The organism is Streptomyces sp. NPDC096323, from assembly GCF_040302845.1.
GTDB lineage: Bacteria > Actinomycetota > Actinomycetes > Streptomycetales > Streptomycetaceae > Streptomyces.
In genome coordinates, this window is the sequence record NZ_JBEOSI010000001.1 from 560,079 (window position 1) to 582,841 (window position 22,763).

Annotated in this window: 21 protein-coding genes and 1 riboswitch; of the genes, 8 read left to right on the forward strand and 13 right to left on the reverse strand. The window is 71.6% G+C overall.

Translation table 11 applies throughout. The annotated features are described in order from the left end of the window. The first annotated feature begins 11 nt into the window (after window positions 1-11). Window positions 12-602 carry a TetR/AcrR family transcriptional regulator gene (locus ABTX18_RS02505; protein WP_503061086.1) on the forward strand — a complete coding sequence of 197 codons (591 nt, stop codon included), beginning with the start codon at window positions 12-14 and terminating at the stop codon, window positions 600-602. A 109-nt stretch (window positions 603-711) separates the two neighbouring features. Here ABTX18_RS02505 and ABTX18_RS02510 read toward each other — a convergent pair whose 3' ends face one another. Next, complete coding sequence (locus ABTX18_RS02510) at window positions 712-1,713, reverse strand: DUF6745 domain-containing protein (protein ID WP_352120871.1); 1,002 nt, start codon at window positions 1,711-1,713, stop codon at window positions 712-714. A 75-nt stretch (window positions 1,714-1,788) separates the two neighbouring features. Beyond that, the gene (locus ABTX18_RS02515) at window positions 1,789-2,115 is read right to left on the reverse strand and encodes a DUF8820 family protein (protein WP_352120872.1); all 327 of its coding nucleotides are present in this window, start codon (window positions 2,113-2,115) and stop codon (window positions 1,789-1,791) included. A gap of 173 nt (window positions 2,116-2,288) precedes the next feature. Between ABTX18_RS02515 and ABTX18_RS02520 the strand changes: the two genes are divergently transcribed. The 6 genes from ABTX18_RS02520 to ABTX18_RS02545 are packed head-to-tail and all read left to right on the forward strand — an operon-like array spanning window position 2,289 to window position 8,456. Beyond that, on the forward strand, window positions 2,289-3,242 hold the full coding sequence (locus ABTX18_RS02520) for an STM4015 family protein (RefSeq protein ID WP_352120873.1): 954 nt from the start codon (window positions 2,289-2,291) through the stop codon (window positions 3,240-3,242). Window positions 3,243-3,249: 7 nt separating this feature from the next. After that, a complete protein-coding gene (locus tag ABTX18_RS02525; RefSeq protein WP_352120874.1) occupies window positions 3,250-4,224 on the forward strand; it encodes an STM4015 family protein in 975 nt (324 codons plus the stop codon). Further along, window positions 4,205-5,347: an STM4014 family protein gene (locus ABTX18_RS02530; RefSeq protein WP_352120875.1), complete on the forward strand. Its 1,143-nt coding sequence runs from the start codon at window positions 4,205-4,207 to the stop codon at window positions 5,345-5,347. Before ABTX18_RS02525 ends, ABTX18_RS02530 begins: the two co-directional genes overlap by 20 nt. Before the next feature lie 28 nt (window positions 5,348-5,375). Beyond that, window positions 5,376-6,200: an STM4013/SEN3800 family hydrolase gene (locus ABTX18_RS02535; RefSeq protein WP_352121151.1), complete on the forward strand. Its 825-nt coding sequence runs from the start codon at window positions 5,376-5,378 to the stop codon at window positions 6,198-6,200. Next, window positions 6,197-7,561 (forward strand): STM4012 family radical SAM protein, encoded by a 1,365-nt coding sequence (locus ABTX18_RS02540; protein ID WP_352120876.1) that lies wholly within the window; start codon window positions 6,197-6,199, stop codon window positions 7,559-7,561. Before ABTX18_RS02535 ends, ABTX18_RS02540 begins: the two co-directional genes overlap by 4 nt. 7 nt (window positions 7,562-7,568) lie before the next feature. Further along, window positions 7,569-8,456, forward strand: a complete 888-nt coding sequence (locus ABTX18_RS02545) for an STM4011 family radical SAM protein (RefSeq protein WP_352120877.1) — start codon at window positions 7,569-7,571, stop codon at window positions 8,454-8,456. A gap of 14 nt (window positions 8,457-8,470) precedes the next feature. Here the strand turns inward: ABTX18_RS02545 and ABTX18_RS02550 are convergent, their stop codons facing one another. Beyond that, window positions 8,471-9,316, reverse strand: a complete 846-nt coding sequence (locus tag ABTX18_RS02550) for an SGNH/GDSL hydrolase family protein (RefSeq protein WP_352120878.1) — start codon at window positions 9,314-9,316, stop codon at window positions 8,471-8,473. A 238-nt stretch (window positions 9,317-9,554) separates the two neighbouring features. Next, window positions 9,555-10,496: a M23 family metallopeptidase gene (locus tag ABTX18_RS02555; protein WP_352120879.1), complete on the reverse strand. Its 942-nt coding sequence runs from the start codon at window positions 10,494-10,496 to the stop codon at window positions 9,555-9,557. Window positions 10,497-10,499: 3 nt separating this feature from the next. Further along, a riboswitch (cyclic di-AMP (ydaO/yuaA leader) is annotated at window positions 10,500-10,655 on the reverse strand. A gap of 477 nt (window positions 10,656-11,132) precedes the next feature. Between ABTX18_RS02555 and ABTX18_RS02560 the strand changes: the two genes are divergently transcribed. After that, window positions 11,133-11,945 carry a tyrosine-protein phosphatase gene (locus ABTX18_RS02560; protein WP_352120880.1) on the forward strand — a complete coding sequence of 271 codons (813 nt, stop codon included), beginning with the start codon at window positions 11,133-11,135 and terminating at the stop codon, window positions 11,943-11,945. Between the two features lie 15 nt (window positions 11,946-11,960). On the opposite strand, the gene ABTX18_RS02565 is transcribed toward ABTX18_RS02560, so the two are convergent. From ABTX18_RS02565 to hpnE, 9 genes are all read right to left on the reverse strand, one after another. Continuing rightward, complete coding sequence (locus tag ABTX18_RS02565; RefSeq protein ID WP_168713529.1) at window positions 11,961-12,137, reverse strand: DUF6126 family protein; 177 nt, start codon at window positions 12,135-12,137, stop codon at window positions 11,961-11,963. A gap of 45 nt (window positions 12,138-12,182) precedes the next feature. Then, the gene (locus ABTX18_RS02570; RefSeq protein ID WP_352120881.1) at window positions 12,183-12,791 is read right to left on the reverse strand and encodes a helix-turn-helix domain-containing protein; all 609 of its coding nucleotides are present in this window, start codon (window positions 12,789-12,791) and stop codon (window positions 12,183-12,185) included. 63 nt (window positions 12,792-12,854) lie between these two features. Next, window positions 12,855-14,252, reverse strand: a complete 1,398-nt coding sequence (locus ABTX18_RS02575) for an aspartate aminotransferase family protein (RefSeq protein ID WP_352120882.1) — start codon at window positions 14,250-14,252, stop codon at window positions 12,855-12,857. Then, on the reverse strand, window positions 14,249-16,177 hold the full coding sequence (dxs, locus tag ABTX18_RS02580) for a 1-deoxy-D-xylulose-5-phosphate synthase (RefSeq protein WP_352120883.1): 1,929 nt from the start codon (window positions 16,175-16,177) through the stop codon (window positions 14,249-14,251). The genes ABTX18_RS02575 and dxs overlap by 4 nt, the downstream gene beginning before the upstream one ends. 185 nt (window positions 16,178-16,362) lie before the next feature. Next, entirely contained in the window at window positions 16,363-17,382 is a 1,020-nt protein-coding gene (hpnH, locus tag ABTX18_RS02585; RefSeq protein WP_352120884.1) for an adenosyl-hopene transferase HpnH, read from the reverse strand. 5 nt (window positions 17,383-17,387) lie between these two features. Next, window positions 17,388-18,047: a phosphorylase family protein gene (locus ABTX18_RS02590; RefSeq protein WP_352120885.1), complete on the reverse strand. Its 660-nt coding sequence runs from the start codon at window positions 18,045-18,047 to the stop codon at window positions 17,388-17,390. Beyond that, window positions 18,047-20,050: a squalene--hopene cyclase gene (shc, locus tag ABTX18_RS02595; protein WP_352120886.1), complete on the reverse strand. Its 2,004-nt coding sequence runs from the start codon at window positions 20,048-20,050 to the stop codon at window positions 18,047-18,049. The genes ABTX18_RS02590 and shc overlap by 1 nt, the downstream gene beginning before the upstream one ends. Window positions 20,051-20,157: 107 nt before the next feature. Continuing rightward, a complete protein-coding gene (locus ABTX18_RS02600) occupies window positions 20,158-21,261 on the reverse strand; it encodes a polyprenyl synthetase family protein (protein WP_352120887.1) in 1,104 nt (367 codons plus the stop codon). Further along, entirely contained in the window at window positions 21,258-22,646 is a 1,389-nt protein-coding gene (gene hpnE / locus ABTX18_RS02605) for a hydroxysqualene dehydroxylase HpnE (protein ID WP_352120888.1), read from the reverse strand. Before hpnE ends, ABTX18_RS02600 begins: the two co-directional genes overlap by 4 nt. Window positions 22,647-22,763 lie beyond the last annotated feature (117 nt).

Consider the following 22,763-nt stretch of genomic DNA (forward strand, 5'->3'; position numbering starts at 1 on the left):
TGCGGTTGGGTGTGGCGGAGCGACGCGAGGAGCTCCTGCGCGCTGCCGTCGAGCAGATCGAGGTACGGGGTGTGGCAGCCGTGCGGATCGCCGACGTGGCGTCCGTGCTCGGGGTCAGCAACGCCCTGGTGCTCTACCACTTCTCCACCAAGGAGAAGCTGGTCGCCGCCGCCTTCGCGCACGCCGCCGAAGCCGATCTCGCCCATCTGCGCAAGCTGCTGAGCCGGCGCACCAGCGCGGTCCGCCGACTGCGTGCCGCCGTGCGCTGGTACGCGCCGACGGGCCAGGCCAAGGGCTGGCGGCTGTGGATCGAGGGCTGGGCCGCTTCCCTCCGCGACCCGGCGCTGCGCGATGTCGCCGGCGATCTCGACCAGCAGTGGAAGGCGGAGCTGGCCGAGGTCATCGAAGAGGGGGCGGCCGCGGGTGAGTTCGAGTGCGACGACCCGATGTCCGTCGCCTGGCGGCTGACCGCTCTGCTGGACGGACTGGCGGTGCAGATGACGTCGTACGCCGGTCCGCTGTCCCGCGCCACGATGCTGGAGTGGGCCGAGGAGGCTCTGGCCCGTGAACTGGGCATCGACCAGAAGGCCCTGACGGCCTGACGGATCGAGGGCCTGTCACGGGTGGCCGGCCCGACACCGCGCCGCCCTGACGCCGGCCCGCCGTTCGGTGCCGTCTGCCCCGCCGGGGCCGTCAGGTCTGCCGGGACCGTCAGGTCTGCCGCACCGGCGCGTACGACTCGCCCTCGAGCCCGAAGGTCCACGCGACACCCTCCTTCGCGGTCCTGGTGCGCGGCGGCACCCGTAGCCAGTACGTACGATGCGTCCCGTCCGGCTCCGGCGTGGAGTTGACCACTTCCACCATGACCACGTCCTCGTCCCCGTCGAGCGGAATACGCCAGAGAACGCCCGTCTCGTCCCGGTGCACCGGCTCGGCCCCGGACTCGGTGAGATAGCGGTCGTACCCGTAGAACTCCAGCATCACGCGGCGCAGTTCCGCGTTGTCCTCGGCACGGATCCGCCCAGGCGTCAGTGCGCCCAGCTCCGCGAGGAATGCCGCGGGGACCGGCATGCCGCGCCAGGCGTACAGGGCGAAGCCGTCGCGGTAGGCGAGTGCGGGGCCCTCGCCGCTGTCCAGGCGGCCCGCCTCGTCCCGGTGCAGTGCCTGGGGGCGTTCGCTCATCACCACGGCGCGTTCGTACGGCCACCACCAGCCCGCGTTCCTCGCGACGGCCGCGAGTCCGTCGAGCCGGTCGCCCCGGCCGTCGAAGGCGGCGAGCCAGGCCGCGTCATGCTGGCCCAGGACGGCGTCGAGGAGGAGCAGCCGGACGTCCGACTCGTCCTCGGGCCGCACGGTGAGGTCCGCCACGACCCCGGCCCGTATCCGGTCGGCGAGCGCCGACGTGGTCTCCCAGAGCTGGGCGCCGGTGGCGGACCACAGCGCGGACCAGCCGGCCGGGCCCAACTCGTCGTACATCCGGCGCCGTTCCTCCGCCCAGGGCCGCGTCCGCACCTCGTCCCGGACGGATCGCCCCGGGTCGGTCAGCTTCTCCACCGCCTCGACGGCGGCCCTGGGCGAATCGGCCCAGACGAACTCCGCCGGCTCGGCCAGCCCCGCGCTGCGGTAGGCGAGCCGCACCCCGTCCTCGGCCGCCGCCCGGTCCGCCGCGCCGGTCGCCGCCGCCACGGCCCGCCAAGAGTCCACGTACTGCATCGGTTCCCCGTCCCCTGTCCTGTGTTCCTGTGTTCTGGTGTTCTGGTGTTTCCGGTTGGGTGAGCGTTTGCGGTCTCAGTCCGCGACGATGCGAACGGCCCCCGGTGCGTACTCGCGCTGGCGCACGACCCGGAACCAGCCCTTCGGCAGCGAGATCACCGCGTGTTCCTCGTGCACCACGCGTCCGCCCTCGGGAAGGTGGAGCAGCATCGGACCGAACACCCCGCCCTCCCGGATCAGCCGTCCGGGCCCCGGCACCGCGTGCGCGTGGCCGGTGACCTCGCCGAGCGCGAGCACCAGCCGGCCCCGCCCGTCGCGCAGTTCGCCCGGCGCCTCCAGGAGATTCGCGGGCACCGCGGACTCCTCCAGCGCCATGATCAGTACGTCGCCCTGCCGGTACACAGACGTCTCCCCTCCGCGGCGGCACCCGCTGTGCCGGCCACGTGGAAAACGCTACGGCGAGGGTCTGACAATCGGCCGTGGCGTCGGCGGGCGGGGCCGGTCGCCCCGTTGTCAGTGGGCCTTGATAGACCTTGCGGACATCAATCCGTCGCCGTCATCAGGAGCTCAGGGCCATGTCCGATGCGGACCACCTGCACGAGTTGCTCGGCCTTCCGGCCGTCGATTTCCAGTCCGGGGAGAACGACAGCCCCCGGCCGGCCGCCGGGGCGGCAGCCTGGCGCGTTTCGATCGAGCCGTACGAGGACGAGGACCGCACCTGGGAGCAGGAGTTCGCCGCGTTCCTGGACGAGGTGGACCCGGCCGGTGTCCGCGCGCTGATCATCGGTCAGTGGGGCGAGTCGTACGAGGAGACGTCGTCGTACCCGATCGGTCTCGTCATCGCCGCAGCCGAGCGGCTGACGTCGCTGGAAGCGGTGTTCGTCGGGGATCTGACCGCTGAGGAGGCGGAGATCTCCTGGATCGAGCAGAGCGATGTCACCGCGCTGCTCACCGCTTTCCCCGCGCTGGTGGAGTTCGGGGTGCGCGGCGGTTCCGCGCTCGTCTTCCCGGCCACGAAGCACGAGAAGCTGCGCTCGCTCACCATCGAGGCCGGCGGGCTGCCGGTGGACGTGGTGCGCGGGGTGCTGGACAGTGAACTGCCCGCGCTGGAGCGGCTCGACCTCTGGCTCGGTGTCTCCGCCTACGGGGGCGACACCGAGGTGGCGGATCTGGCGCCGCTCCTGTCGGGGACGCGCTTCCCGGCCCTGCACCATCTCGGCCTGCGCAACAGCGAGGTGGAGAACGAGATCGCGGCAGCCGTCGCCTCGGCCCCGCTCGTGGCCCGGCTGCGCACTCTCGACCTTTCCTGCGGCACGCTCGGCGACGAGGGTGCGGCGGCGCTGCTGGAGGGCCAGCCGCTGACCCATCTCGACGTCCTCGATCTGCACCACCATTTCCTCACCGAGCCCATGGAGCACCGGGTCAGGGAGGCGCTGGAGCCGCACGGAGTGCGAGTGGATCTGTCGGAGCGCTGTGAGCCGTGGGGCGACCGCGGCGCCGAGGGCCGGTACGTCACGGCGTCGGAGTGAGGACGCGATGACGGACATCGAGCACCCCGAGATCTTCCACGGTCTGCCGGTCTTCACCCTGCCGCAACCGGGTGAGGACGGTCCGGACCCGGCCGCCCTGCCCGAGGCGGGCTCCGTGGCCTGGCGGCTCGGCTGCGGCTGGGAGGGACCCGCGTTCGCTGAGGTCTGGCAGCACTTCCTGGAGGCGGTCGACCCCGTCGGGGTCCGTGGCCTGCTGATCAGCCCCTGGTGGCCGGACCACTACACCTCCTTCGCTCCCGTCGCCGAGCTGATCGCCGGCGACGCGGAGCGCTTCCCGGCGCTGCGCGCACTCTTCCTCGCCGATGTCATCGGTGAGGAGTGCGAGGTGTCATGGATCGAGATGTCGGACATCACGTCGCTGATCGAGGCATTCCCACGCCTGGAGGAACTGGTGGTGCGCGGCGGCGGAGATTCTGTCCCCGGCAGGGAGAAGCTGCAGCTGCGTCCGGTGCGGCATCCGGCCCTGAAGTCGCTGAGGTTCGAATCCGGGGGGCTGCCCGGCCATGTCGTCCGAGCGGTCGGCGCCAGCGAACTTCCCGCACTGGAGCGGCTGGAGTTCTGGTTCGGTGCCTCGTGGTACGGAGGCGACGCCACGGTGGACGACATGCGGCCGATCCTCTCCGGCGGGAACCTCCCCCGCCTGCGCCACCTCGGGCTGCAGAACAGCGAGATCCAGGACGAGATCGCCGCGGCGGTGGCCTCGGCCCCGGTCGTCGCGCAACTGGAGTCGCTGGCCCTGTCCATGGGAACGCTCAGCGACACGGGCGCCCTGGCCCTTCTCGACGGTCAGCCCCTCACACATCTGGCCTCACTGGATCTGCACCACCACTACCTCACCGATCCGGTGATGTCGCACGTCCGGGAGATGTGCGCCCGCGCGGACGTCCACGTCGATCTCGACGAGGCGGACGCCTGGGACCCCGAGGACGACGATCCCCGCTATGTCGCCGTCAGCGAGTAGCGCGCCGCGTCTGGCGGTCGTCGGCAATCCCGGCAGCCGCCGGGCCGGCCTCTTCCAGGACGCGGTACGCGCCGCCGGGCTGCCGCCGGCCCGGCTGCTGCCGTGGCTCGACGTGCTGAAAGGGCGGGCGGCCTTGCTGCCCGGGGAGACCGTGCGCATCGACTCACCCGGCGAGGACCCGGAGGTCGACCACCTGCTGCGCGGGGTCGACGACCCGACGCGGGTGGAGGGCTCGGCCCTCTGGTACGCGCGGTTCACTTCCGCCGTACGTGAGGTGGCCCGGGCCGCGACGACGGCCGGGGCGCTCCTGCTGGACGGCCCAGGCGACATGGCGGTGCTCTTCGACAAGCGCCTGTGTCACCGTGCCCTGGACGTGGCGGGCGTCCCCGTGCCGGCCTCGCCGACGTCGGGGCCGGGCGCGCGCCCGGTGCGGGGATGGGCGGATGTGCGGGCGCTGATGGCGGACCACCGCATGCCGCGGGTGTTCGTGAAACCCGCGCACGGATCCTCCGCTTCCGGGGTGATGGCTGTCGAGACGGCCGGTCCGGGCCGGATCAGGGCAGCCACCTCGGTCGAGCGGGACCCGGCCGGCCGCCTGTACAACTCGCTCCGGGTGCGCCGCCTCACGACGGAGCGGGAGGTCGCGGCGATCGTCGACGCGCTCGCCCCGGACGGGCTGCACATCGAGCGGTGGCTGCCCAAGGCCGCGCAGCGCGGCCGGGTCGCGGATCTGCGGGTCGTGGTGGTCGACGGCCGCGCGACCCACGCGGTCGTCCGCACCAGCCGCTCCCCCATGACCAATCTGCACCTCGGCGGTGCGCGCGGCGATCTCGACGAGGTGCGGGCCGCCGTCGAGACGGCGGGCGGCAGTTGGACCGAGGCGCTGGCCGTCTGCGAGCGGGCGGCCGCCGTTTTCCCGGACACGCTGTGCGTGGGCGTAGATCTGCTGCCGGCCACCGGCTGGCGGCGCTTCGCCGTCGGCGAGGTCAACGCCTTCGGCGATCTCCTGCCGCGGCTGACCGGTCTGCCGGGCAGCGGCGCCGAGGGCCTGGACACCTACGCGGCGCAGGTCGCCGCCGTACTGAACCGAGCAAGGAACCGCCGTGTCAGCACCACACCCTGAGCCCCCTTCCGGCGCCACCGGCCCCGACATGAGCGAGGTCGTGGGCAGCCACGATCTGCTGCTCGTCACCCTGGACACCCTGCGGTACGACGTCGCGGCGGAGCTCGCCGCCGCCGGGCGCATCCCGAATCTGGCCCGGCATCTGCCGGGCGGCGTCTGGGAGAAGCGGCATGCTCCCGGCAGCTTCACCTACGCCTCGCACCAGGCGATCTTCGCCGGGTTCCTGCCCACACCGGCCGCCCCGGGGCCGCATCCCCGGCTGTTCGCCGCGAGGTTCGCCGGAAGTGAGACCACGGCGGAGCGCACCTTCGTCTTCGATGCCCCGGACCTGGTGTCGTCCCTCGCCGGGGAGGGATACCGCACGGTGTGCATCGGCGGGGTGGGGTTCTTCAACCGGCAGGCGCCGCTCGGCTCCGTCCTGCCCGGGCTTTTCCAGGAGGCCCATTGGGAGCCGGAGTTCGGCGTGGCCTCGCCCACCTCGTTCGAGGCGCAGGTGAGCCGTGCCGAGCAGGTCGTCCGGGACCTCCCGGCCGGCCGGCGGCTGTTCCTCTTCGTCAACGTGTCGGCGCTGCACCAGCCGAACTGGTTCCACCGGCCGGGCGCGACCCGCGACGCGGGCGACAGCCGCGCCACCCACGCGGCCGCGCTCGAGTACGTGGACGCCCACATAGGCCGCCTCTTCGCCGCCGCGAGCAGCCGCCGCCGCGCCTTCGCCATCGTCTGCTCCGACCACGGCACGGCATACGGCGACGACGGCTACACCGGTCACCGGCTCGGTCACGAGTCCGTCTGGACCGTTCCGTACGCCCATTTCTTCCTCGAACCACCAAAACCGGGGGCCACCGCACGATGACCAGTCCGCACACCACTCGTCCGTACCAGAGTTACGTCTACGCCTATCCGCACAAGACGGCGTACGGGGGTCTCTCCGAACACCCCGGCGGGCGTCCCGTACTGGGCGACCTGTGGGCGGGTGAGAGCAAGGACGCCCTCTCGCTCTACCTCCACATACCCTTCTGCGAGATCCGCTGCGGCTTCTGCAACCTCTTCACCCGGATCGGCGCGCCCGACGAGCTCACCACCCGCTACCTCGACGCGCTGGACCGGCAGGCGACCGCCGTGCGGGACGCGCTGGGTGACGGGGAACCGGTGCGCTTCGCCGCCGCCGCGTTCGGCGGAGGGACGCCGACGTTCCTGACCGCCGGCGAGCTGGAACGCCTGTGCGACATCGCGGAGAAGCGCATGGGGGCCGACCTGCGGTCCGTGCCGCTGTCCGTCGAGACCTCGCCGTCGACCGCGACGGCCGACCGGCTGGCCGTCCTCGCCGACCGCGGGACGACCAGGATCAGCATCGGTGTCCAGAGCTTCGTCGAGGCCGAGGCCCGTGCGGCGGTCCGCCCCCAGCGCCGCACCGATGTCGAGGCGGCCCTGGGCCTGATCAGGGACAGCCGCATCCCGGTCCTCAACATCGACCTGATCTACGGCATCGACGGCCAGACCGAGAGGAGCTGGCGCACCTCGCTGGACGCGGCACTCCTGTGGCGCCCCGAGGAGCTGTACCTCTACCCGCTCTACGTCCGTCCGCTGACCGGCCTGGGCAGGCTCGGGGCCGCCGACGCGGCGTCCGCGGACGTCGCCTGGGACGAGCAGCGGCTGCGGCTGTACCGGGCCGGCCGCGATCACCTCCTCGCCCACGGCTACGAGCAGGTGTCGATGCGGATGTTCCGCCGCGCCGACGCCCCGCGGACCGATGGCCCCAACGACTACGCCTGCCAGACGGACGGCATGATCGGCCTGGGGTGCGGCGCCCGTTCGTACACGTCGGAACTGCACTACTCCTTCGACTACGCGGTGGAGATGCGCGAGGTGCGGTCCATCATCGACCGCTACACGGCCACCGAGGACTTCTCGCACGCCGAGGTCGGCCGGTTCACCGACGGCGACGAGGCGCGCCGCCGCCACCTCCTGCAGTCCGTCCTGCAGGCCGTGGGCCTGCGCGTGTCCGAGTACCGCGAGCGCTTCGGCACGGACCCGGCGGAGGACTTCCCGAAGGAGCTCGCCCGGTTCGAGGCGCGGGGCTGGCTCGACGGGGACGCGGCGGCCGCCGGACTGCTGCGCCTGTCGCCCGAGGGGCTCGCCCACTCCGACGCCCTGGGCCCCGACCTCTTCTCCCCTGCCGTGCGGGCCGCGATGGCCGCGTACGAACTGAAGTGAGCCCCGCATGGACCTGACGATTCTCTACCGCGGGCCGCTCGCCTCGTGCGACTACGACTGCCCGTACTGCCCGTTCGCCAAGCGGCGCGACAGCCGGGAGCAGCTGCGGGCCGACCGGGCCGCGCTGGAGCGTTTCACGGCGTGGGTGGCCGCGCAGACCGATGACCGGATCTCGGTGCTGTTCACCCCGTGGGGCGAGGCGCTGGTCCGCTCCTGGTACCGCCGGGCCGTGGTCGAGCTGGCCCGGCTGCCACACGTCCGACGGGTGGCCGTCCAGACGAACCTCGGCGGCCGTACGCAGTGGCTGGCAGCAGCGGGCGCCGCGGACCGCGACAAGATCGCGCTGTGGTGCACGTACCACCCGGGCCAGACACCGTACGAGCGGTTCCTCGGCCGGTGCGGGGAACTGACGTCCCTGGGCGTCCGGCACAGCGTGGGCGTGGTCGGGCTCGACGGTCATCTCGACGAGGCGCGGCGGCTGCGGGCGGCCCTGCCCGAGGAGGTCTACCTCTGGGTCAACGCCGCCGAGGGCCACACCTATACGGACGAGGAGGCGGAGAGGTGGACCGCGATCGACCCGCTGTTCCCGTACAGCCGCCATCCGCACCGCTCGGCGGGTCTGCCCTGCCGGACCGGGGAGTCGGTGATCTCGGTGGACGGTGACGGGACGGTGCGCCGCTGCCACTTCGTCCGCGCCGAGCGGGGCAATCTCTACGACGGCGGCTATCGCGCGGCGTTGGGGCCGCAGGCCTGCCCGCTCGCCGTCTGCGACTGTCACATCGGTTATGTGCATCTGGAGACACTGCCGCTGTACGACGTCTTCGCCGGCGGGGTGCTGGAGCGCATACCGGCGTCGCCACTGTCCTCGGTCGCCCCGGGTGCCCGGGGCGACTGAGGCCGCGGGGCCGCTCAGAGCGGCAGCAGGTCGGGCCGCTTGGGCTCCACGTGGTCTCCCGAGGACTCGCCGCGCAGTCGCCGGCCGATCCACGGGACGAGGTACTCGCGCGCCCAGTGGATGTCGTCCCTGCGTACTTCGAGCGTTCCGCGGTGTGCCTGCGGCGGCCACACCTGGTCCGGGTCGGCCGGCACGTCGAGGCCGAGGACCTGGGCGGCGCGCAGCGCGACGCGGGTGTGGCCCTCGGGCGACAGGTGCAGCCGGTCGTTGTCCCAGGCCCGCCGGTCCTGGACCGAGCGCAGGGACCAGAGGTCGAGGACCGGGCAGTCGTAGCGGTCGGCGATGGACCGCACGTGGGCGGTGTAGGTGGCGATCTTGCCGCGCAGATGGCGCAGCACGGGAACGTCGCGGGTGTCGAAGCCGGTGGTGACCATGACGGTGCCGACCGACCGGGTCAGGTCGGCGACCGCGCGCTCGAAGCGCTCGGCCACGTCGTCGGGGTCGGTGCCCGGCCGGATGATGTCGTTGCCGCCGGCGCAGAAGCTCACCAGATCGGGGGCGAGTTCCTTGGCGCGCGGCACCTGTTCCTCGACGATCTGGTCGAGAAGGCGTCCTCGTACGGCGAGATTGGCGTACCTGAAGTTCCCGTGTGCGGAGTCCGCGCCGCCCGTCGGCGCCTCGGGGTCCGGGAGCTGGTCCGCGAGGAGTACCGCGAACCGGTCCGCCCAGCCGACGAAGGTTCCGTCCGGGCCGGGGTCACCGACTCCCTCGGTGAAGCTGTCGCCAATCGCCGCGTACGACTCGATGGCGCCCTGTCGGTTGGTGACGCCCTGCTGGATGTTGTTCGAATCGTCTGCCACAAGGGCATATCCTGCACCGCCGATTGTGACCTACGCGACCGTAATACGGGGTTGACGGGTGGTGAGATAGACCACCCGGTCAGTTTTTGGTAAAGGGGGAATAAGTGCGGCCGACGCCAAGTGCCGCCCTCCTACCGCTTCCCGGCGCGGGAGCCGACGCCAGAGGGACGGTGCGCCGCCGCGCACCGTCCCTCTTCGCATTGCTCCGATCCGGGTTACCGGACCGGTGTTGCCCTGATCAGACGTTGATGCCGTGCGACGCCAGGTAGGCGATCGGGTCGATGTCCGAGCCGTACGCCGGGCCCGTGCGGACCTCGAAGTGGAGGTGCGGGCCGGTGGCGTTGCCGGTGGCGCCGGACAGGCCGACCTGCTGACCCGCGGTCACGGTCTGGCCCGCCGAGACGGAGAGCGAGGACATGTGGCCGTACTGGGAGTAGTGGCCGTCGGCGTGCTTGATGACGACCTCGTTGCCGTACGCGCCGCCCCAGCCCGCGGTGACGACGGTGCCGGAGGTGATCGCCTTCACGCTGGTGCCGGTGGAGACGGGGAAGTCGATGCCGGTGTGGCTGCCGCTGGACCAGTTGGAACCGGAGGCGCGGTAGGCGGTGGTGTGGTTGCCCGGGACCGGGTGGACGTAACCGGAGTCGTTGCTCTGGGCGGCCGGGGCCGAGGTCTCCTCGGACGACGAGGCGTCGGAGGAGGACGAGGCGGAGGTCGTGGAGGCCTTCGTCTCGGTCTTGACGGGGGCCTTCGAGGGAGCCTTCGACGGGGTGGTGGAGCCCGTAGAGGTGGCCGGGGCGTGGCCCCAGGCCTTGCCGCCGAGCGTCAGCTTCATGCCCGGGAAGATCAGGCTCGGGTTCTCGCCCACGACCTTGCGGTTGTCCTGGTACAGCTTCTCCCAGCCGCCCTTGAGCTTGTGCTCGGCGGCGATCTTCGACAGGTAGTCGCCGGAGACCACGGAGTAGGTCGTGGTGCCGGCCTGCTTCTTCGCGACCGGGGTGGCCGGGGTGGTGTGCGCGGCGGCCGACTTCGAGGTGGCCGGAGCCGCCTGTTCCGCGGCGTGGGCACCGGTGGCGCCGAGCAGCGGAAGCGCGATGACGGCTCCGCCGGCGCTCGCGGCGACGACGCCACGGGCGATGGTGCTGGACTTGGGACGGCGGTGCTTACCCGATATGGGCATGAAGGATTCCCTCTCCGGCGCCTGCGAGGTGAGCTGTCGGGTTCGGACTGGAGATGTCCGGTCGCGCCTGGCGCGACTTCACCCCGAGCCGGCCGGTTTCCCGGTCGGCGGCTTACCTGGTTCCCCCGCTCCTGCCACGCGGTGAAGTGAGTGCGAATTCCGGGCGGCGGCAGGATTAGGCGGTCCGTCCGGAGTGCAGTGAACCTAAGCGAGCCGGGACGGCGGAAACAAGCCACAACTTGCGTACGGGATTCGGTGCGGGAAATTCGGCGAGGAATTCCGGTCACACTCCGTGGATTACGGATCTTGGCTTTCCGCGCCGGGCACGGAATACCCGGATGGCCCGCCACCACACACCGTCACGGATGAGATCCCGCTCACGAGAGGGCTCCCATCTGCCGCACAAGCGGGGCATGTTCACTGAAAAGCCCCAATACGGACATGCACACCCATCACCCCCCACCGCATCGGGACAGCCAAGCGAGTCGAGCCCTCGTCGCCGGGAGCAGCGACCCGGCACCCGGGCCCGCGGCCCAGGCGCGCACAGAGATGATTGCCTGAGGAACCAATGTCGTATCGTCACGAGAGTGGACCCGCGGGCGACACGCGCACGCGGCAGAGCCCCCAGGAGTGACCGTGACGCAGCAGCTGCCGCAGACCCCGTCGACGGAGCCCGAGCTGGCGGGTATCCGCAATTTCCGTGATGTGGGTGGCCTGCCCACCTCGGACGGCCGCCGGGTGCGGTACGGGCGGCTCTTCCGCAGTGGTCACCTGGCCCACGCCACGGCCGAGGACGCCGCGTTCCTCGCCGGTCTCGGCCTGCACACCGTCTTCGACTTCCGCAACGCGGCCGACCACAAGCTGGACGGCCGGGACGTGGAGCTGCCGGGCGTGCGCAACGTGAGTATCCCGCTCAGCGACCCGGCGGACGGCGCCGAGTTCTGGCGCATGGTGCGCGACGGCGACATGGACGAGCTGCGGTCCATCCTGGCCGACGGCAAGGGGTCCCGCCGCATGACCGCTTCGTACCGCCGGATCATCCTGGACCGCACGGCCGAGCACAGCCGGGTGCTGCACGCCCTGGCGGAGGACAGCGTGCCCGCCCTGATGCACTGCGCCGCGGGCAAGGACCGCGCGGGCATCTCGATCGCGGTGTCCCTGCTCGCCGTCGGCGTCGAGCGCGAGGCCATCGAGGCCGACTACCTCAAGTCCAACGACGCGCACCGCCGCTACAAGATCCGCCGCAGCGACGCCTCGCCCGCCGGAATGTCGCCCGAGGTGATGGAGCTGCTCAATCCGCTCTTCGGCGCCCACCGCGACTACCTCGCCGCCGCCTTCTCCGCCATCGACGAGACCTGGGGCGGCACCGACCGCTACCTCGCCGAGGGCCTCAAGATCACCTCGCAGACCCGCAACCGGCTGCGCGAGCGCCTCCTCGACGAGTCCTGAGAGCGGTCCGGTGGCCTACTGGTTGTGCATCCCCACGGCGAACAGCAGATACAGGAAGCCGGCGATGACGTGCCCGGCCACCAGGTAGGCGAAGAGCCGGATGACGAGCCCGCGCGGCATCTTCTTCTCCTGCGGGTCGTAGTTCTTCGGCCGGCCCGGGCCGAGCGGGTCGTAGTTCTCGGAATCGGACATGACAGGTCCTCTCTGGCCACCGGGGCCGGTGGCGGGCACGGCGCCTCAGCGACGGTGGATCCCGCTGCCGAGGCACAGTTCGGCGGCGGGGCTCTGCAGCAGGGTGTGGACGAACAGCAGCTCGGCACCGTCGCGGTCCAGTGCCGCGATCCGGTGCGGGGTGAGCGAGTCGAAGTGGGCGCTGTCACCGGGGGCGAGGTCGTGGACCGTCTCCCCGAGGATCACCCTCAGGTGCCCCGCCAGGACGTACAGCCACTCCTCGCCGGGGTGGACGCGTACCAGATCGCCCTGGGCGCCGTGCGGGACCCGGACGCGCAGGGCCTGCATCGCCCGGCCGGAGCCGCCGGCCTGCTGGTACATCCAGCCGTCGGCCTCGGCTCCCTCGAACCTGCCGCCGCGGACGATCGCGTCACGTTCCGGGGGCTTCTCGCCCAGCAGCTCGGAGACCGTCGTACCGTAGATCCTGGCGAGTCCGAGCAGCATCGGCAGCGAGGGCTGACGCCGGCCCGTCTCGAGGCGGGACAGGTGCGCGGGTGAGAGCCCGGCCCGCTGGGCCGCGCTCTCCAGGGTGAGCCCGCGGCTGCGGCGCAGCTCGCGCAGGCGTGGCGCGACGCCGGGCAGCTCGTCGGCCGCCCCTCCTTCTGGAGGATTCATGCCTCCATTGGGCCAGGAGCTTTCCTGTGAGGCAAATTTCTTGCCTCACAGGCAAAAGCCTGGTCAGCGATTGGCGACGGCCTGCTTCACCAGGGTCCGACCGAAGTCCCACATGAGTCCGCCGCCGCTGTGCGCGTCGTCCATCACGGCCGTGAACGCGCTCACGAAGCGCTCCACGTCCGTCTCGTCGATCACCAGTGGCGGGATCAGCTTGATCACTTCGAGGTGGTCGCCGGAGACCTGCGTCAGGATCCGGTGCTTCTGGAGCAGCGGTACGACCACCATCTGTGCGAAGAGTCCCTTGCGGGCCGCCTGGAGCATCGTCCAGCGGCTGCGCAGCTTCAGCGAGCTCGGCCGGCCGAACTCGATGCCGATCATCAGCCCGCGCCCCCGCACCTCGTGCAGCAGCTCGTACCGCCCGACCAGCGCGGCCAGCCGTTCGCGCAGCAGGTCACCGGTACGGCGCGCGTTCGCCACCGTCTCCTCGTCCTCCATCACCGCGAGAACCGCGAGGCCGGCCGCCATCGCCTGGGCGTTGGAGCCGAAGCTCGCGGAGTGGACCAGGACCCGGTCCATCGAGGAGTAGACGCGCTTGAAGATCCAGTCCTTGCCGAGCGTGGCGCCCACGGGCACATAGCCGCCGGAGAGCGCCTTGGCGACGCAGACCAGATCGGGTTCCACGCCCTCCTCGTGCTGGTACGCGTAGAAGTCCCCGGTCCTGCCCAGGCCGGTCTGCACCTCGTCCGCGATGAGGAGGGCCTTGTGCTTGTGCAGGAGCTCCTGGGCCGCACGCAGGAAGCCGGGCGGCGAGGCGTGCACGCCCTTGCCCTGGATGGGTTCGACGACGAGACCCGCCACGTCCCCGCGCTTCAGCTCACGGCGCAGGGCGTCGAGGTCGCCGAGCTCGATGGCGGTGTCGGGGAGCAGCGGGGCGAAGCCGTCCCGGAAGCCGGCCTCGCCGTTGACCGACAGCGAGCCGGTGGTGAGCCCGTGGAAGGCGTGCGCGCAGTAAAGGATCCTCGGCTTGCCGGTGGCGTACCGGGCGAATTTGAGGGCGGTCTCCACCGCCTCCGTTCCGCTGTTGCCGAAGAAGACCCGGTCCAGGTGCGGGCTGTGCGTGAGCAGCTTCTCGGCCAGCAGTCCCGGCAGCGGCTGGCAGTCGAAGCGGGTGAGGTCGGCGAGTGAGGCGTCCAGGACGTCGTGCAGGGCCTTGCGTACGACGGGGTGATGCCGGCCGAGGCCCATCACCCCGAAGCCGGCGAGCATGTCCAGGTAGTCGTTGCCGTCCGCGTCCCAGAAGTGCGCGCCCTCGGCCCGTTCGTAGACCTTGTCGAAGCCGATGGTGTGCAGCATGCGCGGGAGCTGGTGGTTGAGGTATTTCGTGTGCAGCTCGTAGCGTTCGGCGCCGCGCTCCGCGAGAAGCCGCGCCAGATCGAAGCCCCTGGGCTCGTTGTCCTTCATGCCCCGCTCTCCTTGTGCCCGTTGCCCGGGGCGCGCCGCCCCGTGCCGGTGGCCGCGTCGCGGGCGGCCAGCACGGCGCTGATCCGGCCCGCGATCTCGACCGGTGTGAGTCCGATGTCGGCCAGCACCTCGGCCCGTTTCCCGTGGGCGAGGAACTGCTCGGGAATGCCGAACGTGCGCAGCGGTACGTCGACCCCGGCGTCCCGCAGCGCCTGCCCCACGGCCCAGCCGACTCCCCCGGCGCGGCTGTTGTCCTCGACCACGGCGACGAGCCGGTGGTGCGCGGCGAGCGGCGCGAGCTGCTCGTCGACCGGCTTGACCCAGCGGGGGTCGACCACGGTGCAGCGGATGCCGGCACCGGTCAGCAGATCGGCGGCCCGCAGACAGACGGGGGCCATCACGCCGACCGCGACCAGCAGCACGTCGGCGTCCTCGGCACGGTGCAGGACGTCCATGCCGCCGATCCTGCCGATCGCGGGGACCGGCTCCCCCACCGCTTCCTTCGGGAAGCGGATCACGGTGGGTGCGTCGTCGACGTCGACGGCCTCGCGCAGTTCGGCACGCAGCCGGTCGGCGTCGCGGGGGGCCGCGATCCGCAGGCCCGGCACGACCTGGAGGACGGACATGTCCCACATGCCGTTGTGGGAGGCCCCGTCGGGCCCGGTGACCCCGGCCCGGTCGAGGACGAACGTGACTCCGCACTTGTGCAGGGCGACGTCCATCAGCAGTTGGTCGAAGGCCCGGTTGAGGAAGGTGGCGTACACGGCGACGACCGGGTGCAGGCCCCCGGTCGCGAGTCCGGCCGCCGAGACCGTCGCGTGCTGTTCGGCGATCCCGACGTCCCAGACCCGTTCCGGGAACGCCTCGGCGAACTTCGTCAGCCCGACGGGGTGCAGCATCGCCGCCGTGAGGGCGACGATGTCGGGGCGCTCGGCGCCGATCGCCGCGATCTCGTCCCCGAACACGGAGGTCCAGGACGGGCCGGCCGCGGGAACGAGCGGGGCGCAGGTCAGGGGGTCCATCGCGCCGACGGCGTGGAAGCGGTCGGCCTCGTCCCGGAGGGCGGGGAGGTAGCCGCGGCCCTTCTCGGTGAGGCAGTGCACGAGCACGGGGCCGTGGAAGCGCTTCGCACGGTGGAGCGCGGCTTCGACGGCAGCGGTGTCGTGACCGTCGATCGGCCCGAGGTACTTGAGGCCGAGGTCCTCGAACAGGCCCTGCGGCGCGAAGGTGTCCTTGAACCCCTTCTTGGCGCCGTGCAGCGACCCGTACAGCGGCTGCCCGACGACGGGGGTCTGCTGCAGCACGCCCTTCCCCCATGCCAGGAAGCGCTCGTATCCGTCGGTGGTGCGCAGGGTGGCGAGGTGGCTGGCGAGGCCGCCGATCGTCGGGGCGTAGGAGCGCTCGTTGTCGTTGACGACGATGATCAGCGGGCGGCCCGGGGCGGCGGCGATATTGTTCAGCGCCTCCCAGGCCATGCCGCCGGTGAGTGCCCCGTCACCGATGACCGCGACGACGTGGTCGGGGCGGCCGAGGAGTTCGCCCGCCTTGGCGAGGCCGTCGGCCCAGCCGAGCACGGTGGAGGCGTGCGAGTTCTCGATGACGTCGTGCGCGGACTCGGCGCGCGAGGGGTAGCCGGAGAGGCCGCCCTTGCCGCGCAGCTTGGAGAAGTCCTGCCGCCCCGTCAGGAGCTTGTGTACGTAGCTCTGGTGGCCGGTGTCCCACAGAATCCGGTCCACGGGTGAGTCGAAGACCCGGTGCAGGGCGATGGAGAGCTCCACCACCCCGAGGTTGGGCCCCAGGTGGCCTCCGGTCCTGGACACCGCCTGGACGAGGAACTTCCTGATGTCCTCGGCGAGTTCGCCGAGCTGCGGTTCGCTCAAAGCCTTGAGATCGTGCGGCCCCCGGATGGACTGCAGCAGCGTCATGCCCGGGCCCCCTCTCTCTGGTCCTGTGCCGGGCTCACGGTGACGGCGGGAACCCCCGGCGGTCGTCCCCGCCGACCGCTGCCGACCGGCCGCCCGGGACGAGCCGCACGGGGCGGCGCGTCGCGGGCGGCCGGGGCGGCAGCGCGCGGAGACCCGGCGGGGCCGGGTCTCCGGCGGGGCTCACGTCACCGGTTCCCGCCGATGGTCTCCCGCGCCGCGCGCAGGGATTCCTTCAGTGACCCCATGGTGGCGAGGACGGCGGTGGGCTCGTAGCCGCAGTGGGCCATGCAATTGGCGCAGCGCGGGTCCTTGCCGCGGCCGTACTTGTCCCAGTCGGTCTCCTCGATGAGTTCCCGGTACGTCGGAACGTATCCGTCGCTCATCAGGTAGCAGGGCCGCTGCCAGCCGAACAAGGAGTAGTTCGGAATGGCCCACGCCGTGCACGGGAAGTCCGCCTTGCCCTCCAGGAAGTCGAGGAAGAGCGGCGAGTGGTTCAGGCGCCACCTGGCCCGGTTGCCGTTCGCGAAGGACTTCTTGAACAGCTCACGGGTCTGCTCGACGCCCAGGAAGTGCTCCTGGTCGGGCGCCTTCTCGTAGGCGTAGGCGGGCGAGATCATCATCTCGTCGACCTTCAGGTCGTCGTTGAGGAAGTTGAGGACCTCGATGATGGTCTGGGGTGTGTCGGTGTTGAAGAACGTGGAGTTGGTGGTGACGCGGAAGCCGCGCCGCTTCGCCTCCTTCATCGCCGCCACCGCCTCGTCGAACACGCCTTCCTTGGCGACCGATTCGTCGTGACGCTCGCGCAGCCCGTCGATGTGGACGGCGAACGCGAAGTAGGGCGAGGGGGTGAACTTCTCGAGCTTCTTGCGCATCAGCATCGCGTTGGTGCAGAGGAAGACGTACTTCTTCTTCGCCACCAACTGCCGGACGATCTCATCGATCTGCGGATGCATCAGCGGCTCGCCGCCGGCGATGGAGACCATCGGGGCACCCGATTCGAGCACGGCGCCGACGGCCTGGGCCACCGGCATGCGCTGCTTGAGGACTCCGGCCGGGTGCTGGATCTTCCCGCAGCCCTCGCAGGCGAGGTTGCAGGCGAACAAGGGCTCCAGCTCGACAATCAGCGGGAACTTGTCCCGCTTTCGGAGCTTCTGTTCAATGAGGTACGTCGCAACCTTGATGGACTGACGGAGCGGCATGGCCATCTAGCTCACCTCCTGGGGAGCAGCAAAGATCGGTGCCATTCATAGAAAGCCGGCAGGACGGCACGGAGAACACGGAAAGCCGATATTCCACCGCGGACCGTGCCGATGCGGACGAGCTCATGCTCCGGAGCGTCCACGACCACCCGTACGGCCGCAACCGGGCGTGGCCCGGACCGCAGAGCGCTGCGCAGGGTCGCGGCGGACTCCATGTCCACCGCGATCGCTCCGGTGGCCCGCAGCTCGGCCCGCTCATGTCCGCGTACGACATGGTCGGAGCCGGTCAGCGGACCGGTGTGGACGGTGCGTCCGGGTACGGCCCTGGCGAGCGCGTCGGCGAGCAGGCCTGCGCCCGTGCAGGTGACCGGCTGCCCGGCTTCCCGGGTCTCGTCGGCCACCACCAGGTCTCCGGGGTGCATACCGGGCGTGAGCCCGGCGCAGAACCCGGACGCGATGACCGCGGCGCCCAGTGCCCGGCCTTCGCCGAGCGCCCTCGCCACGGCCGCTTCGGCCGCCTTCGGCCCCATGCCCGTACGCAGTACGGTCACGGGGCCCGGGGCGGTGCCCGCCCTGCTCCTGCCGGTGCGCAGGGCCAGCTGCTCAATGCCCAGCGCGCAGGCGATGAGCAGCGGGGCGGCGGGGCCGGCCGGCCCCGGGGCATCGCCCATCAGGCCCCCTCGCGGACCGCGGTGCGGCCGGCGAACGGGTCGCCGTGCACGTACCGTCCGAGTGCGGTGAGCGGGAAGACCTGCCGGTAGAGGTGGTAGTTGATGGAGAAGTCCCAGGGGAAGCCGGTCCCGGTGAAGTACGGCTCGTCCCAGGAGCCGTCGGGCTGCTGGGTCCCGGCGAGCCAGGCGATGCCGCGTGCGACGGCCACGGTGTCCCGCCGTCCGGCCGCCAGGAGGGCGAGCAGGGCCCAGGCGGTCTGGGACGCCGTCGAGGCTCCGTGGCCGATCCACTTGTCCTCGTGGTACGAGCGCAGGTCCTCGCCCCAGCCTCCGTCGTCGTTCTGGACGGATTCCAGCCAGCCGGCCGCGCGGCGGATGGAGGGGTGCGAGGCGGGCAGTCCGGCGGCGACCAGGGCGGGCACCACCGACCCCGTCCCGTATACATAGTTGACGCCCCAGCGGCCGAACCAGCCGCCGGCCGCGTCCTGTTCGGCGAGCAGCCACTCGATCCCCCGCCGGGTCGCGGGGTGCCCGGAGTGCCCCTCGATGGCGAGCATCTCCACCACGTGCCCGGTCACGTCGGCGGACGGCGGGTCGATGACCTCGCCGAAGTCGCAGAACGGCAGCCGGTTGGGGAACGCGCTGGTGTTGTCGGCGTCGAAGGCGCCCCAGGCTCCGTTGCGGGACTGCATGCCGACGGTCCAGCGCACGCCGCGCTCGATCGCGGCCTCGACCTTGGCCTGTTCGGGGTGGCGGACCCGGCGCAGGGCGAGCACCACCTCGGCGGTGTCGTCGATATCGGGGTAGTTGTCGTTGTGGAACTCGAACGCCCAACCGCCCGGGGCGAGTTGAGGTCTGCGTACGGACCAGTCGCCCGGCCGTGCGATCTCCTCGCCGAGCATCCAGTCGGCCGCCTTCACCAGCGCGGGGTGGTCGGGGGCGAGTCCCGCGTCGGCCAGCGCGATCGTGGCGAGGCAGGTGTCCCAGACCGGGGACTGGCAGGCCTCGATCATGCGGGCGCCGTCCTCACGCCAGACCGCGAACCGGTCGAGCGACTCGAGCCCGGCGCGCATGACCGGGTGGTCGAGGTCGTAGCCGAGCAGATGCAGGGCGATGACCGAGTACACGGCGGGCGGCTGGATGCCACCCCAGCAGCCGTCGTTCTCCTGGCGCTCGATGATCCAGCGGGCGGCCGCGTTCATGGCGACCTTGCGCAGTCTGCGCGGGGCGATCCGGTGGTAGAGGTGCAGCGCCTTGTCGAGGCGCTGGAAGACGCCGTCCCAGCTGGCGGCCGGGGCCGGGCGGCGAGGCGGGTTGGGTGTGGCCGGATCGGTGTGCAGCTCGTCCAGGGCGAAGGGCGCGGGCCGTACCGGCCGCTTCGCGGAGACGACGGTGAGGGGCACGATGGTCTGCCGGGCCCAGCAGCCGAAGTCGTAGATGTTGAGCGGGACCCACGTGGGGAAGAACATCAGCTCGGGCGGGAGCTCCGGCAGGTCGTCCCATTTCCACCAGCCGAACAGGGCCAGCCAGATCCGGGTGAACACCCGGCTCGCCGCGATCCCGCCCTGTTCCCTGACCCATCCCGAGGCCCGGGCCATGTGCGGTTCGTCGGGCCGGTCCCCGGCCAGACGCAGGGCCACGTACGCCTCGATGGTGGCGGAGAGATCCCCGGGGCCGCCGTGGAAGGTGGCCCACGTTCCGTCGCCGAGCTGTTCGCCGCGGATGAAGCGGCCGGCCGCCTGCACCGTGGCGGCATCCTGGATTCCGAGGAACTGCCGGAGCAGGAGGTCCTCGGCGTCCATGGTGACGTTGGTGGCGAGGTCGCCCTTCCACCAGCCCTGCTCGTCCTGCCTGCCGAGGAGGTGCTCGACCGAGCGTTCCGCGGCCCGCCGCGCGGCGGCGAGTACGTCGTCCGCGGCGATCGTCGATTCGGTTGTCGGAATACTGGCCGAGGCTGCGCGGGGGTTCACAGCCCCGGTGCTTCCGTCGGTCGTCGCTGTCATGGCTTCCCCTTCGTGCAGTGGGTCCTCTGCTGTGCTGGGGTCTCCGTCGGCCGGCGCCCGTGAGGGGCACCGGCCGGCGACTGCGAGTCATATGGAGCGGATGGTCATCATCTCTTTCGTACGACGACGAAGTCCGCGAGCGCCGTAAGCTGCGCCCGCACGGTTTCCGGCATGTCCACACCATGCAGCGCCTCGATGGCGACCGCATGCTGACGACGGGCCTCCTGGGCGGTCCACTCGCGGCCGCCCGCCTCCTCGATGAGCGCCGCACGGGCGGCGAACTCCTCTTCGGAGAAGCTGTCGAAGTCGTTGCTCTTCGCGTCGGCGGCGAGCAGCTCGCCCAGGCGCTCCGAGGCCGGTCCCCCCGCGGCGAGCGCGGCGACGACCGGCAGGGACTTCTTGCGCTGGCGCAGATCGCTCCAGGTCTGCTTGCCGGTGGACTCGGGGTCGCCCCAGATCCCGAGCAGGTCGTCGACGGCCTGGAAGGCGAGGCCGAGGTGGTAGCCGTACGCCTCCAGGACGTCGGCGGTCCGGTCGTCGGCGCCGCCGAGCACGGCGCCGATGGAGCAGGCGCAGGCGAGCAGGGCGCCCGTCTTGTTGCCCTCCATCTCCAGGCACTCCTCGACGGTGACCCGCTCGCGGTGCTCGTAGGAGATGTCCTGGGCCTGCCCGTCGATGAGCTTGCGGGTGGCCGAGGTCAGCCGCCGGGCCGCGCGGCCCGCCTCGACGGTGCCGAGCTCCAGCAGGATCTCGTTGGCCAGGGCGAACAGCGCGTCGCCGACCAGGATCGCCTGGGCGGGGCCGTGCACCTTCCACACCGTGTCGCGGTGGCGCCGCTGCTCGTCGCCGTCCATCAGGTCGTCGTGCAGCAGCGAGAAGTTGTGCACGAGTTCCACGGCCACGGCGCCGGGGACGCCCGCCTCCGCGGCGGCGCCGGCCGCCTCGGCGGACAGCAGGGCCAGTGCCGGGCGGACGGCCTTGCCGCCGTCGCCGTCGGAGGGCCTGCCCTGGGCATCGATCCAGCCGAAGTGATAGGCGGCCACGGTGTCCATGGGCGGTGCGAGCCGGTCAACGGCGGCCCGGAGCACCGGCGTGGAAAGGGCCCGTCCGCGCTCCAGAAGCGCGGTGACGTCCGTGGTGTCCGCCACGGTGTCGGAAGCCGGATTCGCCGGGGTCACTGACTCTCCTCTTGTTCCGGTGGTACTGCTCATGCCGCCTCCTGCAGCGGACGTTCGTGGGGGCGGCCGAGCGCCAGGAGCGCGGCGTCCGCGGCGCCGGCACCGCTGCGGACGGCGCCCTCCATCGTGGCGGGCCAGCCGGTGGCGGTCCAGGCACCGGCCAGGAAGAGCCCGGGGGCGCGGGTCCGCGTCCCCGGTCGCAGCCGGCCGACGCCGGGAGCGGGCGCGAAGGTCGCCGTACGCTCGCGGGTGACGAAGAAGTCCCGGATCCCGGCCCCGCGGGCGGCGGGCAGGAGCCGTTCCAGCTCGGGCAGGTAGCGCGCGCGGAGCTCGGCGACGGGCAGGTCGATCTCCTCGTCGGCGGCGGACTGGGACACCGCGAGGTACTGGCCGGGGCCGGTGAGGCCGGAGGCCTCGGTCCGGTCGAAGACCCACTGGACCGGTGAGCCGAGCGCGGCGAAGAACGGCTGCCTGAGCACCTTGCGGTCGTAGACCACGTGCACGTTGAGGATCGGCGAGGTGCCGATCTCCAGCAGCCGCTCCGGTGCGTCGAGCGCCCCCTCGGGCAGCAGGTCGTGGGCCTCGCGCTGCGGGACGGCCAGCACGACGGTGTCCGCCTCGATCCGTTCGGCGCCGGTGTCGACCACCCAGCGTCCGTCGTCGGTGCGGGTGAGCGATCCGGCCTTCGTCCGCAGTTCAGTACGCACACCGGCGGAGTCCAGGGCCTTGCGGCCGAGCGTGTCGTGGACGTCGCCGAGCGGTACGGAGGCCCAGCCGATGTCGGCGGCGCCGGGCTCGGAGAGCAGTCCGGTCTTGAAGACCTTCGCGGCGAGTGCAAGCGAGGAGTTCGGCGCGGTGGCGTTGAGGGTGGCCACGCCGACCAGGTCCCAGAGCGCCTCGACGGTGCGGGGCGACTGGCCGTGCCGGGCGAGCCAGCTGCCGAAGTCGATGTCGTCGAGCGCGGGGTCGTCCGGGTCCAGCCGGCCGAGCGCCAGCGCGGCCCGCCCCACGCTCGCGCGCTCTGCGAGCGAGAGGTGCGGATAGGCGGCGAGTCCGGCGGCCAGGTGGAAGGGGACCGGGAGAGCGTTGCGGCGCAGCCGTCCGAGCCGGGGCCCCGAGGGCCGCCCCACATCGAGAATGGGCACGTCCAAACGGTTTTGCAGCGGGGCCAGACGCGTGCCGTCGACCCGGTCGAGGAACCAGCGGTAGGCGGTGCAGCAGCGCAGATAGACGTGCTGGCCGTTGTCGACCGTCAGTTCCCCGCGCCGGAAGGAGAAGGCGAGACCGCCGAGCCGGGGCCGCCCTTCGAGCAGGGTCACGTCAAGCCCGGCGTCGGCGAGGCGCAGGGCGGCCGTCATGCCGGCGAGCCCGCCGCCGATCACGACCGCGCGCGAGGAACGCAGCGCGTCGTCCGTCATGCGTCCCCCTCTCGCCAGGTCTCGTCAGTCAGGGACGCATCCGTACGGCAGGGGGTTGCCTGCCGTACGGAGTGATCATCCATGATGCACATGGTGCGTGAGATGTCCGTGTGTCGC

Bases quoted from the DNA above. Each gene is read 5' to 3' on its own strand.
- ABTX18_RS02510 (WP_352120871.1), bottom strand. From the start codon at position 1,713: ATGCAGTACGTGGACTCTTGGCGGGCCGTGGCGGCGGCGACCGGCGCG.
- ABTX18_RS02520 (WP_352120873.1), top strand. From the start codon at position 2,289: ATGTCCGATGCGGACCACCTGCACGAGTTGCTCGGCCTTCCGGCCGTC.
- ABTX18_RS02525 (WP_352120874.1), top strand. From the start codon at position 3,250: ATGACGGACATCGAGCACCCCGAGATCTTCCACGGTCTGCCGGTCTTC.
- ABTX18_RS02530 (WP_352120875.1), top strand. From the start codon at position 4,205: ATGTCGCCGTCAGCGAGTAGCGCGCCGCGTCTGGCGGTCGTCGGCAAT.
- ABTX18_RS02535 (WP_352121151.1), top strand. From the start codon at position 5,376: ATGAGCGAGGTCGTGGGCAGCCACGATCTGCTGCTCGTCACCCTGGAC.
- ABTX18_RS02540 (WP_352120876.1), top strand. From the start codon at position 6,197: ATGACCAGTCCGCACACCACTCGTCCGTACCAGAGTTACGTCTACGCC.
- ABTX18_RS02545 (WP_352120877.1), top strand. From the start codon at position 7,569: ATGGACCTGACGATTCTCTACCGCGGGCCGCTCGCCTCGTGCGACTAC.
- ABTX18_RS02555 (WP_352120879.1), bottom strand. From the start codon at position 10,496: ATGCCCATATCGGGTAAGCACCGCCGTCCCAAGTCCAGCACCATCGCC.
- ABTX18_RS02565 (WP_168713529.1), bottom strand. From the start codon at position 12,137: ATGTCCGATTCCGAGAACTACGACCCGCTCGGCCCGGGCCGGCCGAAG.
- ABTX18_RS02570 (WP_352120881.1), bottom strand. From the start codon at position 12,791: ATGAATCCTCCAGAAGGAGGGGCGGCCGACGAGCTGCCCGGCGTCGCG.
- ABTX18_RS02575 (WP_352120882.1), bottom strand. From the start codon at position 14,252: ATGAAGGACAACGAGCCCAGGGGCTTCGATCTGGCGCGGCTTCTCGCG.
- dxs (WP_352120883.1), bottom strand. From the start codon at position 16,177: ATGACGCTGCTGCAGTCCATCCGGGGGCCGCACGATCTCAAGGCTTTG.
- hpnH (WP_352120884.1), bottom strand. From the start codon at position 17,382: ATGGCCATGCCGCTCCGTCAGTCCATCAAGGTTGCGACGTACCTCATT.
- ABTX18_RS02590 (WP_352120885.1), bottom strand. From the start codon at position 18,047: ATGGGCGATGCCCCGGGGCCGGCCGGCCCCGCCGCCCCGCTGCTCATC.
- shc (WP_352120886.1), bottom strand. From the start codon at position 20,050: ATGACAGCGACGACCGACGGAAGCACCGGGGCTGTGAACCCCCGCGCA.
- ABTX18_RS02600 (WP_352120887.1), bottom strand. From the start codon at position 21,261: ATGAGCAGTACCACCGGAACAAGAGGAGAGTCAGTGACCCCGGCGAAT.
- hpnE (WP_352120888.1), bottom strand. From the start codon at position 22,646: ATGACGGACGACGCGCTGCGTTCCTCGCGCGCGGTCGTGATCGGCGGC.